Origin of the sequence: Salinimicrobium sp. TH3, from assembly GCF_026676115.1 — a bacterium.
Classification (GTDB): Bacteria; Bacteroidota; Bacteroidia; order Flavobacteriales; family Flavobacteriaceae; genus Salinimicrobium.
Window position 1 is genome coordinate 209,957 of record NZ_JAPONB010000002.1, and the last position, 15,220, is coordinate 225,176.

General features: G+C 39.9%; 11 protein-coding genes. 1 reads left to right on the plus strand and 10 read right to left on the minus strand.

Going from position 1 to position 15,220, the window contains the following annotated elements:
• Positions 1–81: 81 nt before the first annotated feature.
• Complete coding sequence (locus OU683_RS04195; protein ID WP_326493544.1) at positions 82–1,143, plus strand: endonuclease/exonuclease/phosphatase family protein; 1,062 nt, start codon at positions 82–84, stop codon at positions 1,141–1,143.
• Here OU683_RS04195 and OU683_RS04200 read toward each other — a convergent pair.
• The 10 genes from OU683_RS04200 to OU683_RS04245 form a co-directional block, all read right to left on the minus strand.
• Complete coding sequence (locus OU683_RS04200; protein ID WP_268135531.1) at positions 1,140–1,577, minus strand: hypothetical protein; 438 nt, start codon at positions 1,575–1,577, stop codon at positions 1,140–1,142. The genes OU683_RS04195 and OU683_RS04200 overlap by 4 nt on opposite strands.
• 85 nt (positions 1,578–1,662) lie before the next feature.
• Positions 1,663–3,309 (minus strand): Ig-like domain-containing protein, encoded by a 1,647-nt coding sequence (locus OU683_RS04205; RefSeq protein WP_268135533.1) that lies wholly within the window; start codon positions 3,307–3,309, stop codon positions 1,663–1,665.
• Positions 3,310–3,404: 95 nt separating this feature from the next.
• A complete protein-coding gene (locus OU683_RS04210) occupies positions 3,405–5,129 on the minus strand; it encodes a hypothetical protein (protein ID WP_268135535.1) in 1,725 nt (574 codons plus the stop codon).
• An 11-nt stretch (positions 5,130–5,140) separates the two neighbouring features.
• The gene (locus tag OU683_RS04215) at positions 5,141–7,678 is read right to left on the minus strand and encodes a TonB-dependent receptor (protein WP_268135537.1); all 2,538 of its coding nucleotides are present in this window, start codon (positions 7,676–7,678) and stop codon (positions 5,141–5,143) included.
• Between the two features lie 185 nt (positions 7,679–7,863).
• The gene (gene pgi, locus OU683_RS04220; RefSeq protein ID WP_268135539.1) at positions 7,864–9,498 is read right to left on the minus strand and encodes a glucose-6-phosphate isomerase; all 1,635 of its coding nucleotides are present in this window, start codon (positions 9,496–9,498) and stop codon (positions 7,864–7,866) included.
• A 1-nt stretch (position 9,499) separates the two neighbouring features.
• A complete protein-coding gene (locus OU683_RS04225; protein WP_268135541.1) occupies positions 9,500–10,738 on the minus strand; it encodes a peptidoglycan DD-metalloendopeptidase family protein in 1,239 nt (412 codons plus the stop codon).
• 12 nt (positions 10,739–10,750) lie between these two features.
• Positions 10,751–11,707, minus strand: a complete 957-nt coding sequence (locus tag OU683_RS04230) for a tryptophan 2,3-dioxygenase family protein (RefSeq protein WP_268135543.1) — start codon at positions 11,705–11,707, stop codon at positions 10,751–10,753.
• Position 11,708: 1 nt separating this feature from the next.
• The gene (locus OU683_RS04235; protein ID WP_268135546.1) at positions 11,709–12,482 is read right to left on the minus strand and encodes a DUF3108 domain-containing protein; all 774 of its coding nucleotides are present in this window, start codon (positions 12,480–12,482) and stop codon (positions 11,709–11,711) included.
• Between the two features lie 297 nt (positions 12,483–12,779).
• Complete coding sequence (hppD, locus tag OU683_RS04240; protein ID WP_268135548.1) at positions 12,780–13,916, minus strand: 4-hydroxyphenylpyruvate dioxygenase; 1,137 nt, start codon at positions 13,914–13,916, stop codon at positions 12,780–12,782.
• Positions 13,917–14,005: 89 nt separating this feature from the next.
• Positions 14,006–15,166, minus strand: coding sequence for a homogentisate 1,2-dioxygenase (locus tag OU683_RS04245; protein ID WP_268135550.1), 1,161 nt, complete (start codon positions 15,164–15,166; stop codon positions 14,006–14,008).
• Positions 15,167–15,220 lie beyond the last annotated feature (54 nt).

Here is a 15,220-nt window from a genome sequence, read left to right on the forward strand (position 1 = left end):
GAGGCAATTAGGGCGCAATAATACATTTATTATTTTATCTTTAGACCCCCCTCTTAAAATATTTAACAAATTAAAATTCACGTGTTTAGGATAATCGTTAGTTTTCTAATTGTGCTCCTGTATTCGAGCATCTTTTTTCCCGCTCCCGCACAGGAGAAGAAAGATTACAGGGTGGTGAGTGTTGCTTTTTACAATGTTGAGAACCTGTTCGATATTCATGATGACCCATTAATTTTTGATGAGGAATTCACTCCCACCGGAAAAAACAGATGGACACAAGAATTATATCTTAAAAAACTGGAAAATCTTTCTATGGTTTTAACCAGTATAGGTAAACCCAAAATAGAAACCCCTCCTGCACTTTTAGGCCTTTGTGAGATAGAGAACCTCCAGGTGCTTGAAGATCTCATTAAAACGCCTCTTTTAGCACCTTATGACTACCAGATTATTCACTTTGATTCCCCAGATGAAAGAGGAATAGACGTAGCCCTTTTGTATAGGCCGGAGGTATTTGTGGTGCAGAACACTGCTACCCATTCTCTTTTGCTTTACGACCGGGAGAATACTTCCAAAAGAGACTACACCAGGGATCAATTGGTAGTAAGTGGATTTTTAGAGGGAGAGGAAATGCACATTATAGTAAATCACTGGCCCTCCCGCAGTGGCGGTGAAAAATCCAGTAGCTACAAAAGAGAAAATGCAGCTAAGCTGAATAGAAAAATTATTGATTCGTTACAGAGAAAAAATCCCTATGCCCGGATTATTAATATGGGAGATTTTAATGACGATCCCAGTAATATTAGCCTTCAAAAAGTTCTTGGAGCAAAAGGCAAAAAAGAACAGGTCGGATTTCGAGCGCTTTACAACCCTTTCACAGTAATTGCTTCAAAGGGTACGGGAACCTCGGCTTACCGCGACCAGTGGAATTTATTTGATCAAATCCTGGTATCAAAACCTTTAATAGAAAAAGACCCTTCAAAATTTACATTTTTCAGGGCCTTTATATTTAATCCACCATTCCTGCTTACCTCTACAGGAGCTTATAAGAATTATCCTTTCCGCAGTTTTGGTAGTTCAGGTTTTACAGATGGTTTTAGTGATCATTTTCCGGTTTATATTCTTCTTACCAAAGAATTAGATTAGAACCAGGCCGACCATGGAATTCTCGAAAGAACAAATACAAGAGCCAATCCATAAAATATCCCAAGGGTTTTAAACTTAGATGTTGAAAGGCGCTTGTTCTTATGTTTGGAATAACCTATAGTTATCAATATTATCGCGATAATCATCATAAGAGGATGTTCCACCAGGTAAAGGCGCAAGGTTGAATCCCCCATGACTTCTCCCATTCCCACCTGCCCAAAAGCTTTAAAATAAGGGGAAACGAAATACAGGACCAGGCCAATTAACAATTGAATATGTGATACGATCAATCCAAACAACGCCAGGCGAAAATCTGTCGCCCCATATTCCTTCTTTGAGGTAATACCGATGATGAAATTTACTGTTGCAATAATTAGGACCAGGAGGACCAGGTATGCCCACCAGGAGTGGATAAAAGAAACGGTTTCGTACATAATAATTGGTTTTGGGTAAAGATAGGTTTTTTGCATAAAAAACCCGCCTCCCGGGAAAGGAGACGGGTTACATATATTTAAAGAATTAATCCCACAGATTTTCTGCCTTGGGGCCACCCCAGATTAAGGTAGCGAAGTATGGATTATCAATGAAAGGGTTTCGGTTACCCTGTGCTCCCTCTATGATTTCCTGCCGCTGAATTTCAAAAGCAGATACTGGATCTTCAGCGTTCCATTCCAGGAACATTTCAAGAGTTCCAACATCAGAAAAAGGCTCCCCATACTTAAGATGGACATACATTACCATGCGAGCAACATCACCCTTCCATTCGTCACCTGGATACCAGCTGTTCTCATTTACCAGTTTTGCTTCCCCACTTCCATCTGTAAAGGGGTAGTTGGACCGGGTTTCATTAATTTCTATATCCGATGCTCTCATGTGGTGCATATCGTTCTTTGCTTCTGATGAAGCCAATTTAGACTGTGGGTATATATGCTCGGTATTAAAAGTCTCTCCTTCACTAACATCTCCTTCCTGATATTCTGTCCAATGTCTCAAATCCCCGGTATACATCAATACAACGTATTCAGGATCTGAAAAACTTGCATCTGCATCATAAAGGTAGTCGTGACGCATGTAGTATTCAAGTTTATTCACATGTTTGTCCTCTGTGAGTTCAGCAAGTTCTGTTTTTAAAAGAACCGGATCCTGAGATAGAGTAGCTCCGGAGTAATAATCCTGCAGTTCCGCCGGAATATTTAGTGCAATCGGCTGAACAATCAGTACCCGAACAGTTGCCGTAGAACAGGTTGCAGTTTCATCATCATCACAAATTGTGTAAGTAAAACGGTCCTCTCCTTCCAAACTTGTTGTTGTACCATAGGTAATTGTACCGTCATCATTAAGAACTACAGATCCCTTACTGCCGGTAGCATCAATAGAAGTAAGAACTGCGTCATCGATCAAATCATCATTGTCCAGGAGATTAGAGAATACAACTCCTGTAGCTCCCACTTCCACTACTACCTCGTCATTTTTTGCTACAGGCGACCCTTCATCTATCACCATTACTGTAATAGTTGCAGTAGAACAGGTAGGCTCTTCATCATCATCACAAAGGTTGTACGTAAAGCTATCTTCTCCAACAAAACCATCTTCCGGGGTGTACAGGATATCTCCGTCACTCTCCAGGACAACTGTTCCACTGGTCCCTTCAACTCCTATAGAAGTAACCTCAGCATTATCTGCCAAATCATCGTTCGAGAGGTGATTAATAATCTTAAGTATCTTTTCTTCCTGCGTCTCATAAGTATCGTCTACCGCTGTAGGAGATGAAGCGGTAATTGTAATATTCACCGTAGCTGTAGAACAGTTTTTCGTAGCAGCATTATCGCAAATAGTATATTCAAAGGAATCTTCTCCCATAAAGTCCTGAGGCGGAGTATAGGTATAAGACCCATCATTGTTTGCTGTCACTTCACCTCCAGCTTCTGTTTCGTTGTCAATCTCGGTAATACGTGCATATTCAAAGACCGTATCATTATCCATTAGTCCACTGATCTTTACAGAAGTATTCTCGGCGGTGGAAAACTCATCATCAACTGCAACAGGTAATTCTTCCACAGGTGGTTCAACAGGCGGGGTAACTCCCCCACCACTATCATCTTCTGTACTGCAACCCAATACCAATAGCAAAGAAGACAAAAACAGTAATTTCTTCAATTCTTTCATTCCCTTAAGTTTGATTTTAGCCAAAGATGGCTTATTAATAAATACAAAAACCTCTTATACAAGATAAGAGGTTTTTGTGTTACATCATTCTATTACTATTTTACACGAACCCACTCCCCATCTGTTTTGATAAGGTGTAGTTGCTCTGTAGTATTTGTACCATTGTAGATATCAAATACCAGTAAATATTTTTGACCTTCATCTGCATTAGGCGCTACTTTTCCACTTAGAAGTAGATCCATTGCTTCAAGAAGCATAGCATCTGTCCACTGGTTTGAATTACCTTTTCTTCTGTCAAAGTTCTTATAGTAACCGGCACTATCTGCAGGACCAGGATACGTATCTATAAGTTGAGACTCTATATATTCATAATCTGAATCGGTAAGAACATGAACTATGGTATTATCAACTACCCATCCTGTGTCTTCATAACCAAACTGAAGAGTATAAGGAATTACTGTTGGAATAAATTCCCATTCTCTGTCATCCTCATTATAAACAAAACTTGCATAACGGGTAACAAGACCTCCTGAATACATTTTATATTCCACAGAGACAAAATCTCCATCCTGTGCATAAGGGAAACGTGGCTCTAACCATCTTCCAATATAAAAACCTGCTGTCGCTTCGTTCCCGAAGTTTCCATACTGCTGTTCAAATTCACTCTGATAGATACCATCAGGAAGGATAATTGGCATATGCCAGCTATTATCACCGAATCCAAACACCTGAGTTTCCATTACAGTTGAAACCTCCGGCTCGTAGGCTACATACTCGCCATCTTCCAGGATGAAAGAAGACATAACCTCTTCAGTTGAACCACCGGGAAATATCGTATAAGTTACATCATAATGCGCACCTTCGGTAGCATCTGGAAATTCATCCATAAGAACGATATTCATGGCTTCAAGAATCATTTCTTCACTCCAGAAGTTATCACTGGTTGATCTTACATCAAAACTCTTGAAGTATGCAGCATTGTCTGAAGGACCTGGATAAGCTTCAGCTAGTTCCACACCTAAAAGTTCATAATTGCTGTCTTCAAATTCAAATGGCATTCCGGCTGCACCAACAGTTACATAACTAGAACCATTGTACTTAATATTCATGCTCTCTTCTCCCGGGCTACCATCATATATCTTATAAGAAACCTCATAAGTCTGTCCTTCAATACCAGTGAAATTCTCCTCCATAACAACGTTGAGAGCTTCAAGGATCATGTCATTATTCCAATATGCGTCTCTATCTTCTCTTCTTTCAAAGTTTCCGTACTGGCCCGCACTTCCGGCAGGTTCGGGATAAATAGCTTCAAATTCGTCCTCTATAAGATCAAAATCATCACCTGTTAAAGTATAAGACTGCTCAACGGCTACTGTTCTATATGTTAATTCTACATAATCATTAAGTGTTGCCTGTTGAAATTGGTATTCAAGAAAGTCCTTAATCTCTGAAGTTTTTACAAAATAATTTCTTCCAAGATCTAAAGCTTCATAGCCCTCCTGAGATACTGTATACTCTTCAATTACAATAGGTGCATTGAGATCAAATGTCACCTGAGCCAGAGAACCTTCTTCCCAGAAAGGAAACTTTTCAGCAAGTACTTTAGGTATTAAGGCACCGGCATCTTCTAAATTATCAAAAACCCCATCCTCTACACCCAGTGTATCATAATTTGCCTCTGTAAGGGTATATTCTTCTATCCCTATAATAGGTGTATTGGCAATTGTATCATCCACATCATCGTGGAGGTCTTCCATAGGCTCACAGCTCGTAAGAGCAAGGCCAAGGAACATCATTAGTAAATAGATCGAATTTTTCATTATCAATTTTTTTAGAAATTAATTTTTGCTCCAATATTGAAAGTTCTTCCAAAACCATAGAAAACCCCTTCATCGATTCCTCCACGGGCAATAGAAATGTAATCTGTGTCCAATACGTTATTAACGTTACCCATTATCATGGCCTCAAGATTTCCAAGGTCAAATTTATGTGTCAAGCCCATGTCCACAAGACCATATGCAGGTAGCTCCCATGATTGGCCTAATTCTCTTGTACTTCTGGTTTCAGGCTCAAATTCAGCGTAAAGATCGTCAAAATAATTCCAATTTACACGAACACTAGTACCTTCAAACACCTCATAATCAGCTCCTGCAGCAAAAGTAGTTTGTGCAGATCCACCTACCTTAAGATCGGCCACGTATAAATTGATTGTTCTTACAATTTCCTGCTCTTCATTATAAATATCAACACCAGTAATGTCATTCTTCCAGGTCCAGTCTCCTAAAGAAGCCATTCCCGTAAGGATTAGACCTTCTATTGGACGATAATTTAATTCCAGCTCCACACCCTGGTGTAATGCATTTAACCCAAGAATATTTGCTGAAGCTGTTGTACCATCGGGCTGTTGGAATCTCTGTACGAAAGTTTTATCATTCCACTCTGTTCGGTAAACGTTGAGGTCTACTCTAAGGTTTGAAGTTCTGTAGCCGTATCCTAATTCCGCACTAAAGATCTTCTGGTTTTTAGCATCTTCGTTGATGTCATTCTTAAAGTTCAGAAAAACAGCATTAGAAAAAGGTGCTTTTTCGAAATAACCAATGTTAGCGAAAATATTGTTACGATCATCAAGATTATAGTTTGCACCACCCTTTGCACTGTATCCCAGGAAGTGTTGGAAATCTGTTTCTCTTGCTGGATTTATTGCAAGGTAGTTAAAGAAGTCTTCTCTCTTATAAGAAGTGTTTGAACCGGCAATAGTAACAAAAGCCGATAATGCATCCTTAGAATACTCAGCTTGTGCAAAAAGACCTTCCCAAAGAACAGTTCCTATATCATGATAATCAATAATATCACCTACTTGTGCAGCATGAAGAGGATTATTCTTGTTAGCATCATCAATTACATAACGTCCTCCTAAAAGATCTGTAACTTCAGTGAAGTGTTCTCCCTCATAATATCTAAAATCCACTCCTCCTGTAAACTCAACGTTTTCAAGAACCTCAGCAGAAAAAGTAGAAAGAACTCCGTACCATTCGTGGTTGTTTCTGGAAGCTCTTAAGTAGGTTTCTGAACCGTAAGCACCAAGTGCAATATTCTCCTCAACAATAAGGTCAAGGTTTACAGGCTGTAGGTAACCAAATCTATATGGGGAAGGATCGTTTACATCTCCAATACCAAATTTATTTACACCACCATATCCACCTCCTCCTCCGGAACCGAAAGAAGCGTAAACTGAAGTTGAAAGTTGTGCGTTATCTGATATATCCCAGTAGTGATTTAAAGACATTTGAGGTTTGTGGTAGAAGTTATCCTCAATATGAGTAACCTGTCCATTCATATAACCCCAATCTGAGTTAAAACGGGTCCCGCTTTCACTTCTTCTGTACACTTCGATTGGAAGTGCATTTTGACGCTGGCCGTGCTGTTGTTGTGCCCCGAATGCAGTGAATGACAACTCGTGGTCCTCACCTAATTCTTTGGCAATATTGAGAAAATAAGAGAAACCGCTGAATTCAGTTCCATCTACATAACCATCACCAACAGTTCTCGCACCAGAAACAGTTGCAGCCCATCCATTATCCATTTTACCGGTTGAAACTGTGGCAGCCACTTTTTGGTATCCGTCATTACCTAAAGAGTAAAAGGCACTTCCACCTTCTTCAGCATCTGTGGTTTTTGTAACAATGTTGATTGTACCCCCAATAGAAGGAACAGCCACTTTAGATGCACCAAGACCACGCTGTACCTGCATAAACCTTGTTACGTCTGAAAGACCAGCCCAGTTACTCCAGTATACACGACCATTTTCCATGTCGTTAACAGGAATACCATTAATAAGCACTGCAATATTTTCAGACTCAAAACCTCTTAAGCGAATTTCTGAATCTCCAAAACCTCCACCACCTTTAGTCGCATAAACACCTGGCGTAGATTTAAGAATTTCAGGGAATTCCTGGTTTCCAAGTCTTGTCTCGATAGCTTCTGCCTTGATGGTTGAAACGGCCACAGGAGTTTTCCTGTCAATAGCAATAGAGTAAGTTGTAATGATCACTTCTTCCAGTGCGTCTGCATCTGGAGAAAGAAGTATTCTTCCTAGATCAACAGTTTGACCATTTTTAACCGAAAATGGCACGCGTTTTGGTTCAAAACCTACATAGGTTACTTCAATAAATCCTGAAGTTAGATCGGTTTCGACGCTAAACTTTCCGCCGAAATCGGTCATTCCCCCAACGGCGGTGCCTACTACCAGAACATTGGCACCCGGTAGCGGTGCATCCATGTCAGAATCGATTACCGTACCGGTAACGATCCCTTGTGCAAAAATTGTAGCCGACGTCAAAAAGAACGCTAATGCTAAAAATTTCCTCATTGTGTAATTTGTTAGTTTGTGTTTAAAAAGTTGATGCAAAAGAACAACTTTCTTTAAAAATATCCTTTAACTTAAGGTTAAGAGTTTTTCACAATTGCCTTGACATACCCTACATGGCCTAAAACAAAATAACCCCCTGAAACACAGGAGGTTATTTTAAAAAGTTAATAAAAGCTAAATACCTGTTACTGTTGCAGATAAAACTTTAACAGATTTTCGGTTGAAGAATCATGGGAACCGACGTCATTTTTCTCGATTTCGGTGAGAATTTTGGTCGCAAGTTCCTTCCCTAATTCCACTCCCCATTGATCATAACTATATATGTTCCAGATGATACCCTGTACAAATATCTGGTGTTCGTACAAAGCCACTAATTTCCCAAGACTTTCGGGAGAAAGCTGGTCGATAAGAAGAGTTGTGGTTGGATTATTCCCTTTAAAAACCTTAAAAGGCAACAATTTATTAACCTGTTCTTCAGAAAGGTTTTTTGCTTCAAGTTCCTTTCTTACCTCTTCGGAAGTCTTTCCCTGAAGTAAAGCTTCGGTTTGAGCGAAAAAGTTTGCCATCAATTTATCGTGATGTTCTTTCTCTTTATGCAAGGATTTCCTGAAACCAATAAAATCGGCCGGAATAAGTTTTGTCCCCTGATGGATCAACTGGAAAAAGGCATGTTGCGAATTAGTTCCCGGCTCTCCCCAAACAACATTTCCGGTCTGGTAGCTAACCTCGTTCCCATCGCGATCCACTCCTTTCCCGTTACTCTCCATAATTGCCTGTTGTAAATATGCAGGAAAACGGTGTAAGTACTGAGTGTAAGGAATTACCGCCTGAGTTTCGGCTTCAAAAAAGTTATTATACCAAATGGTCAAAAGTGCCAGTTGCACGGGAATATTTTCTTTAAAAGGAGTTCCCTTAAAATGTTCATCCATTTTGCGGGCCCCTTCAAGAAGCGAGTTAAAATTGTCATAGCCTATAGACAGACTTATAGAAAGACCTACTGCGCTCCAAAGGGAGAAACGACCTCCAACCCAATCCCACATAGGGAAAATATTATCGCTTTCAATTCCAAACTCTTCTACCGCCTTAACATTACTGGAAACAGCAACAAAATGTTTGGCCACAGCATCGGCCGGAGCCTTTTTAGTGAACCATTTTCTTATGGTTGTAGAATTCGCCAGGGTTTCCTGGGTAGAAAAAGATTTGGAAACAATAACAAAAAGTGTAGTCTCGGGATTTAGATCTTTAATTACTTCCTGTACGTGATCCCCGTCAACATTGGAAACAAAATGCACCTTTAGGTGGTTTTTGTAGTATTCCAGAGCTTCGGTAACCATTACCGGCCCAAGATCTGATCCTCCTATTCCAATATTGACAACATCTGTAAAAGCCTCTCCGCTATATCCTTTTTTTGCTCCTGAAATGACCGAGTAACAAAAGCTTTTAATTTTATTTTTAACTTCAAAAACTTCGGGCATTACATTTTCCCCGTCCACTTTGACTTCGGTATCCTCCTTACTTCTTAAAGCGGTATGTAAAACAGATCGTCCTTCGGTCCTGTTGATTTCTTCCCCTTCAAAAAGGGCATTTGTAGCCTGCTTTAATCCGGCTTCTTCAGCAAGAGCGGTAAGAAGATCACGGGTTTCTTCAGTGATTAAATTTTTGCTGTAATCTACGTAAAGATCTTCCCATTGTAATGTGAAAGCATCGGCCCTGTTCTGGTCCTTTTGAAAAGCTTCTTTTAGGTCAAGACCTTTTATTTCGGAATAATGAGCCTGCAGTTTCTTCCAGGCTTGAGTTTTGGTTGGATTAACGTTATTCATTTTAAATTGATTCTTTAAATTGGATTCGCCCCAGTTCATCTTTAAGAGGTTCTATTGCAGCGAAATAGGATGGGATGTATTTATCTTCTATAGGCTCGGCTGCCGGTAAGTTTTGCCTAAAAGGATCTACCTGCGCGCCATTTTTCCAAAAGCGGTAACAAACATGTGGCCCGGTAGCCAATCCCGTGCTACCTACATAACCAATTATATCTCCCTGTTTTACCCTTTGTCCCTGCTTCACTGCCCTTTTTGACATGTGAAGGTATTGTGTGGTGTACGTGCCGTTGTGTTTGATCTTCACGTAATTCCCATTACCGGCAGTATAAGAAGAGGCTATGACCACCCCATTGGCAGTGCTCCAAATAGGTGTACCATGAGGAGCTGCGTAATCTGTACCCTTATGAGCCTTCCATCTTTGTTGCACAGGATGGAACCTCCTGGGACTGTAACGGGAAGAAATACGGGTAAAATTAAGCGGGGCCTTTAAGAAGAAACTCTGCAATGGCCTTGCTTTTTCATCGTAATAATCACGCTCGCCCGAAAGAGAATCCACCATAAAATTAAAGGCATAATATGGTTTTTCCTCATGATAGAAGACAGACGCTTCTATGCTCTCAATCCCGGCATAAATACTATCATTAATATAACGTTCATTATAAACCAGTTTAAACCGATCTCCTTTTTGCAACCTGAAAAAGTCAATACTCCATTGGTAAATATTACTCATTTCATGGGCAATGAGATAACTTAAACCTTCATCCTGAATAGCTTCGGTAAGGCTGGAATTAATAACTCCTGCTACTGTTCTCTTAGTAATAGTCACCGGCTTCTTAGCAGTGTAAACTGAAGTACTGTCTGAAAGATCAACTACCGTATAGTTTATCACATCATTCTCGTAAATAAAAACCCTGGGAGTTTTAGAAGAGTCCTTTTCCTTAAGAATGGTGTAAGGCTTCCCAAGAATAATCTTACGAGGATTAAAAGTGTCCTTTACCTTATTAACGATCTCAAAGATCCTGTTGGGATCAACACCATGAGTGCCAAGAATAAGCCCAAAACTATCCCCAGACCTAATGGTATCTCTTACCACCTCATAATCATTTAATACAAAACCAAATTCCTGGATTACAGGCGCTGGTTTTACTTTGACCGTGTTATCGGCTATTTCAGGTTTTTCACTACTTTCATTACAAGCAGTAAAAACCATCATCAACATTAGCAGGTAACTAAGCTTTTTCACTATTTCAAATTTTTATTGTGTTATCATTTCTTCTACCCATTGTTTGCCCCACTCCTCTTTTTCCTCTTCACTCCAAAGTTCAGGAAAAAATGAAATTCTTTGAAAACTTGGCGGCAAAAACTCCTTCCAGTTTGTACCTCCCGTAGCCTTAACAGCATTTTTCTTCACCATAAGGTAGCGTTGAGCTGCTCCTATATGAACCAGGAGCCAGTTTACATTCACTGCAACGTCCAGGTTACGCAACGCCTCAATAAGTTTTTTATTGTTTCTCTCTTCTTCTGGAAGAGCTTTATAAAGCTCAAAAAGGGTTTTCCCCTCAAGATTTTGTGCCAGCCGTAAAAAGACCTCATCATACTTCTCTTCGAATTGCCTTAGAGTCAAAGTCTTCTCTCCAGTATCTGAACTTATGCCACCTCTCTTCCAGTAAATATTTTGATAAACCTCATCCAGGTTCAAATTGCTTCGCAAGCTTTCCCGATCTGCATGATTTACGAGATTGTACAGCGGTGTTGCATGGATTTCAATCATCCTGAACTGGGCAGACTGGAAACCGCTGGCAGGTAAAAGAGCCATTCTAAATTTAAGAAACTGCTCCCGCTCCATCCCTCTTATCATTACATCAAACGAATTTGTTTGAATCCTGAAATACCTGATGATGCGATTTAGCTTTTCTGTAAGGAAATCGGCAGACAGGTCTTTGGCTTCGACAAGCTGTTTTAGCTCATGAAGCACGAGCTTAAAGTAAAGTTCTGTGATTTGATGGTAACCAATAAATATTTCCTCATCGGGGAAATGAGTTTTAGGCTTTTGCAGACTCAGGAGAGTATCAAGTTCCATATAGTCCCAGTAAGTGAGGTATTTGTCGTATAAAAGACCGTCAAGATACGAGCCGAGGTCCTGGCCAGAGTTTCGGAATTTTTCTTCCAGCTGCCTCACCTTTTCGGCTATCTCGGGCTGTATACCACTCATATTATTTCATTATTATATTCAAAGGATACTTTAAACCTTTAAAAGCATCAATATCTGCATCAAGAGAACCCACGGCAAGATCGGCTTTGATTTTTAAAGGAATACGGTTTTTATCATCACTCACCCAAATTGTAAGGCTTTCTTTCTTTTTAAACACTCTGCCGGCGAGCACGTAGGGTTGAAATTTTAATGCCGCAATATTACCCATTTTTGTTTTGACGACCTCTCTCCCCAGAAACTTTAACTTAAAATCATGGCTCTCGTCATCGATAAACATTTTGATATTAAACATCTCCCCCTGATCGAGTGCGTTTACGTCCAGATTGTTTCGCAGGTAGTAAAAAGAAGAAAGCATATCGTGCACATTATCGGGCACCGAATAGGTCTCTCTTCTATTGTGCTTACGATTAAAAACATGAGCATTATTACTGTCATGGTCAAAATCTATAAGAAGATCTTTAGTGTGACCTCCTTCATCTATTTGCCTGATAAATCTTAACGGAGCTCCATTTTTCTTATCCATAAAGGTTTCGTAATTGTCGTCCACCTTAAAGAACAAGTGCAGCAGCCCGGTGGATTTCCCCTTTCCCACAACATGATAAACAGGTTGATTCCTAAGGGTGGTTTCCTTTACTTCGAGGGTAGCAAAACTCGCGTTGAAAACCCCGTAATGAATTCGGAACCTAAACCATTCCCCTGCCTCATAAGCCTGATGGGATTGGGCAGAAACATTTAGAGCAATAAGAGAAATTATAATCGCGGCAATTTTCTTCATTTATAAGGTTTTTTTAGTCTATCGTAGATACAATTACAATTTCTATTCCAAATGTATCAAAACAAAAAACCCCGTCAAATGAATGACGGGGTTTTTAATCTTATTAACCAACTAAAACTTAAATTATGAAAAAAAAGTAATTTTTTTTCCCAATCCTGGTAACCACTCCAAAATTGCGGTGCAAAAGTCTTACTTAAGCAGTTGTTAGACAACTAAAATTTCAACTTTAACGCATCTTCTTTTAAAATGATATTTTTTTAAGCTTTAATCGGCTTTTTAAATGACACCTATATTAAATTATAATGTTCCCCGTAAATTTTGTTCTCTTTCTATAGCTTCAAAAAGGGCTTTAAAGTTTCCTTTCCCAAAAGATTGTGCTCCTTTTCTCTGTATGATTTCAAAAAACATGGTTGGCCTGTCAAGAACCGGCTTTGTAAAGATCTGCAACAGGTAACCTTCGTCATCTCTATCGATCAACACTCCCAATTTCTTAAGCGGCTCCAAATCTTCATCAATTTCTCCAACGCGATCAAGCACATCGTCGTAGTAAGCCTCCGGCACATATAAAAACTCTACTCCACGATCCCGCAAAGCAGTCACAGTTTCAATAATATTATCGGTTGCCACAGCAATATGCTGTACCCCGGCGCCATTATAGAAGTCTATGTACTCTTCGATCTGGGATTTCTTTTTTCCTTCGGCAGGTTCGTTAATTGGAAATTTGATCCTTCCATTCCCGTTACTCATCACCTTGCTCATCAAAGCTGTATATTCAGTAGAAATATCCTTATCATCGAAAGAAACCATTTGAGCAAAGCCCATTACTTTCGCGTAGAACTCACACCATTTGTTCATTTCATTCCAACCAACATTTCCAACCATGTGATCAATATATTTCAAACCTACATCTTTCACCTGGAAATTGGGGTTATATTCCTTGTAACCCGGCATGAATGGTCCCGTATAATTTTTTCTTTCAACAAAAACGTGCACAGTTTCACCGTAAGTGTGTATACCCGAAAGCACCACATGACCATTCTCGTCTCTAACTTCTCTTGGCTCGAAATAAGATTTCGCACCTCTTTTTGTAGTTTCTTCGTAGCTCTTACGCGCGTCCTCTACCCACAGCGCTACTACCTTCACCCCGTCTCCATGTTTATCTATATGGGCATTGATCTCTCCTCCCGGCTGTAAAGGACTGGTAAGAACAAGTCTTATTTTCCCTTGTTGCAGCACGTATGAAACCCTGTCTTTACTTCCAGATTCCAACCCTGAATAAGCTACCGGCTGGAAACCCCATGCCTGTTGATAATAAAAGGCAGCCTGTTTTGCATTTCCCACATAAAGCTCCACGTAATCTGTACCCAGAATAGGCAGGAAATCTTCGGCCTGAGGGACCGTTTTCTTTAAATTTGCAGTGTTTTCTGTTGACATAATCAAATATTTTTAGCCGCTACGCGACGTGTTTTTAAACTTAGAATTTAATTCCTCCCAAAAATAACATTTTTGAGAATGTTTTATTTTCAATGGTCTAACCAGGATTTATAGTAATCTCCGTCGGCGATCTCCATTGCATCTTCGGTAACCATTAATGGTTTGAAGGTATCTACCATTACCGCCAGCTCTTCAGTTTTCGTCTGCCCTATACTACGTTCTACCGCTCCCGGGTGAGGACCGTGAGGAATTCCTGCAGGGTGCAGCGAAATATGACCGGCCTCAATATCATTACGACTCATGAAATCTCCATCGACATAATATAAGACCTCATCACTGTCAATATTGCTGTGGCTGTAAGGTGCCGGGATACTTTCCGGGTGATAGTCGTACAACCTGGGACAGAAAGAACACACTACAAAAGCATCGGTTTCAAAAGTTTGATGTACCGGTGGCGGCTGGTGAATTCGGCCTGTAATAGGTTCAAAATCGTGAATGGAAAAGGCGTAGGGATAGTTATAGCCGTCATACCCCACAACATCAAATGGATGTGAAGCATAAACCATGTCAAACATTTTACCTTGCTTTTTAATCTTGATCAAAAAATCCCCTTTTTCATCATTTGTTTCCAGCTCGTAAGGCCTTCTTAGATCTCTTTCACAGAAAGGGGAATGCTCAAGGAGTTGACCAAAATGATTCCGGTAGCGTTTTGGAGTGTAAATAGGTCTTCTTGACTCCACAATGAACAGCCTGTTCACCTCATCATCAAAGTCCAGCTTATAAATCGTTCCGCGAGGAATCAATAAGTAATCTCCATATTTAAAATCAAGATTACCAAGATGGGTTCTCAATTTCCCACTGCCTTTATGAATGAACAGCAACTCATCTGAATCGGAATTCTTATAAAAATAATCTGTAGTAGATTTTTGCGGTGCGGCAAGAGCAATGTCCACATCGCTGTTGGTAAGCACCACTTTTCGACTTTTAAGGTAATCTGGATCTGGCTTTACCTGAAATCCTTTAAATCTGTAGGACTGGATATTTTTTTCGGCAGCTACTTTTGGTTTTACCTCATAACTCCCTTTGATCTCTTTGACCTGGGTGGGCCGCTGCTCATGGTACATGTTAGTGTACATCCCGTCAAAACCTATAGTTCCAAAAAGCTGCTCATAATACAAGCTGCCATCGGGTTTTTTAAAAACGGTATGTCTCTTATGCGGAATTTTTCCCAGGGTGTGATAAAAAGGCATATTTTGATCTTTTAATGAAAACGTTTTCGTGATTGATCCTTTTAAGCCGTAAAA

What these genes read in the sequence shown, in the direction of transcription:
- OU683_RS04235 (WP_268135546.1), bottom strand. Translation starts at nt 12,482, where the DNA reads ATGAAGAAAATTGCCGCGATTATAATTTCTCTTATTGCTCTAAATGTT.
- OU683_RS04200 (WP_268135531.1), bottom strand. Translation starts at nt 1,577, where the DNA reads ATGTACGAAACCGTTTCTTTTATCCACTCCTGGTGGGCATACCTGGTC.
- hppD (WP_268135548.1), bottom strand. Translation starts at nt 13,916, where the DNA reads ATGTCAACAGAAAACACTGCAAATTTAAAGAAAACGGTCCCTCAGGCC.
- OU683_RS04210 (WP_268135535.1), bottom strand. Translation starts at nt 5,129, where the DNA reads ATGAAAAATTCGATCTATTTACTAATGATGTTCCTTGGCCTTGCTCTT.
- OU683_RS04245 (WP_268135550.1), bottom strand. Translation starts at nt 15,166, where the DNA reads ATGCCTTTTTATCACACCCTGGGAAAAATTCCGCATAAGAGACATACC.
- OU683_RS04215 (WP_268135537.1), bottom strand. Translation starts at nt 7,678, where the DNA reads ATGAGGAAATTTTTAGCATTAGCGTTCTTTTTGACGTCGGCTACAATT.
- pgi (WP_268135539.1), bottom strand. Translation starts at nt 9,498, where the DNA reads ATGAATAACGTTAATCCAACCAAAACTCAAGCCTGGAAGAAACTGCAG.
- OU683_RS04205 (WP_268135533.1), bottom strand. Translation starts at nt 3,309, where the DNA reads ATGAAAGAATTGAAGAAATTACTGTTTTTGTCTTCTTTGCTATTGGTA.
- OU683_RS04230 (WP_268135543.1), bottom strand. Translation starts at nt 11,707, where the DNA reads ATGAGTGGTATACAGCCCGAGATAGCCGAAAAGGTGAGGCAGCTGGAA.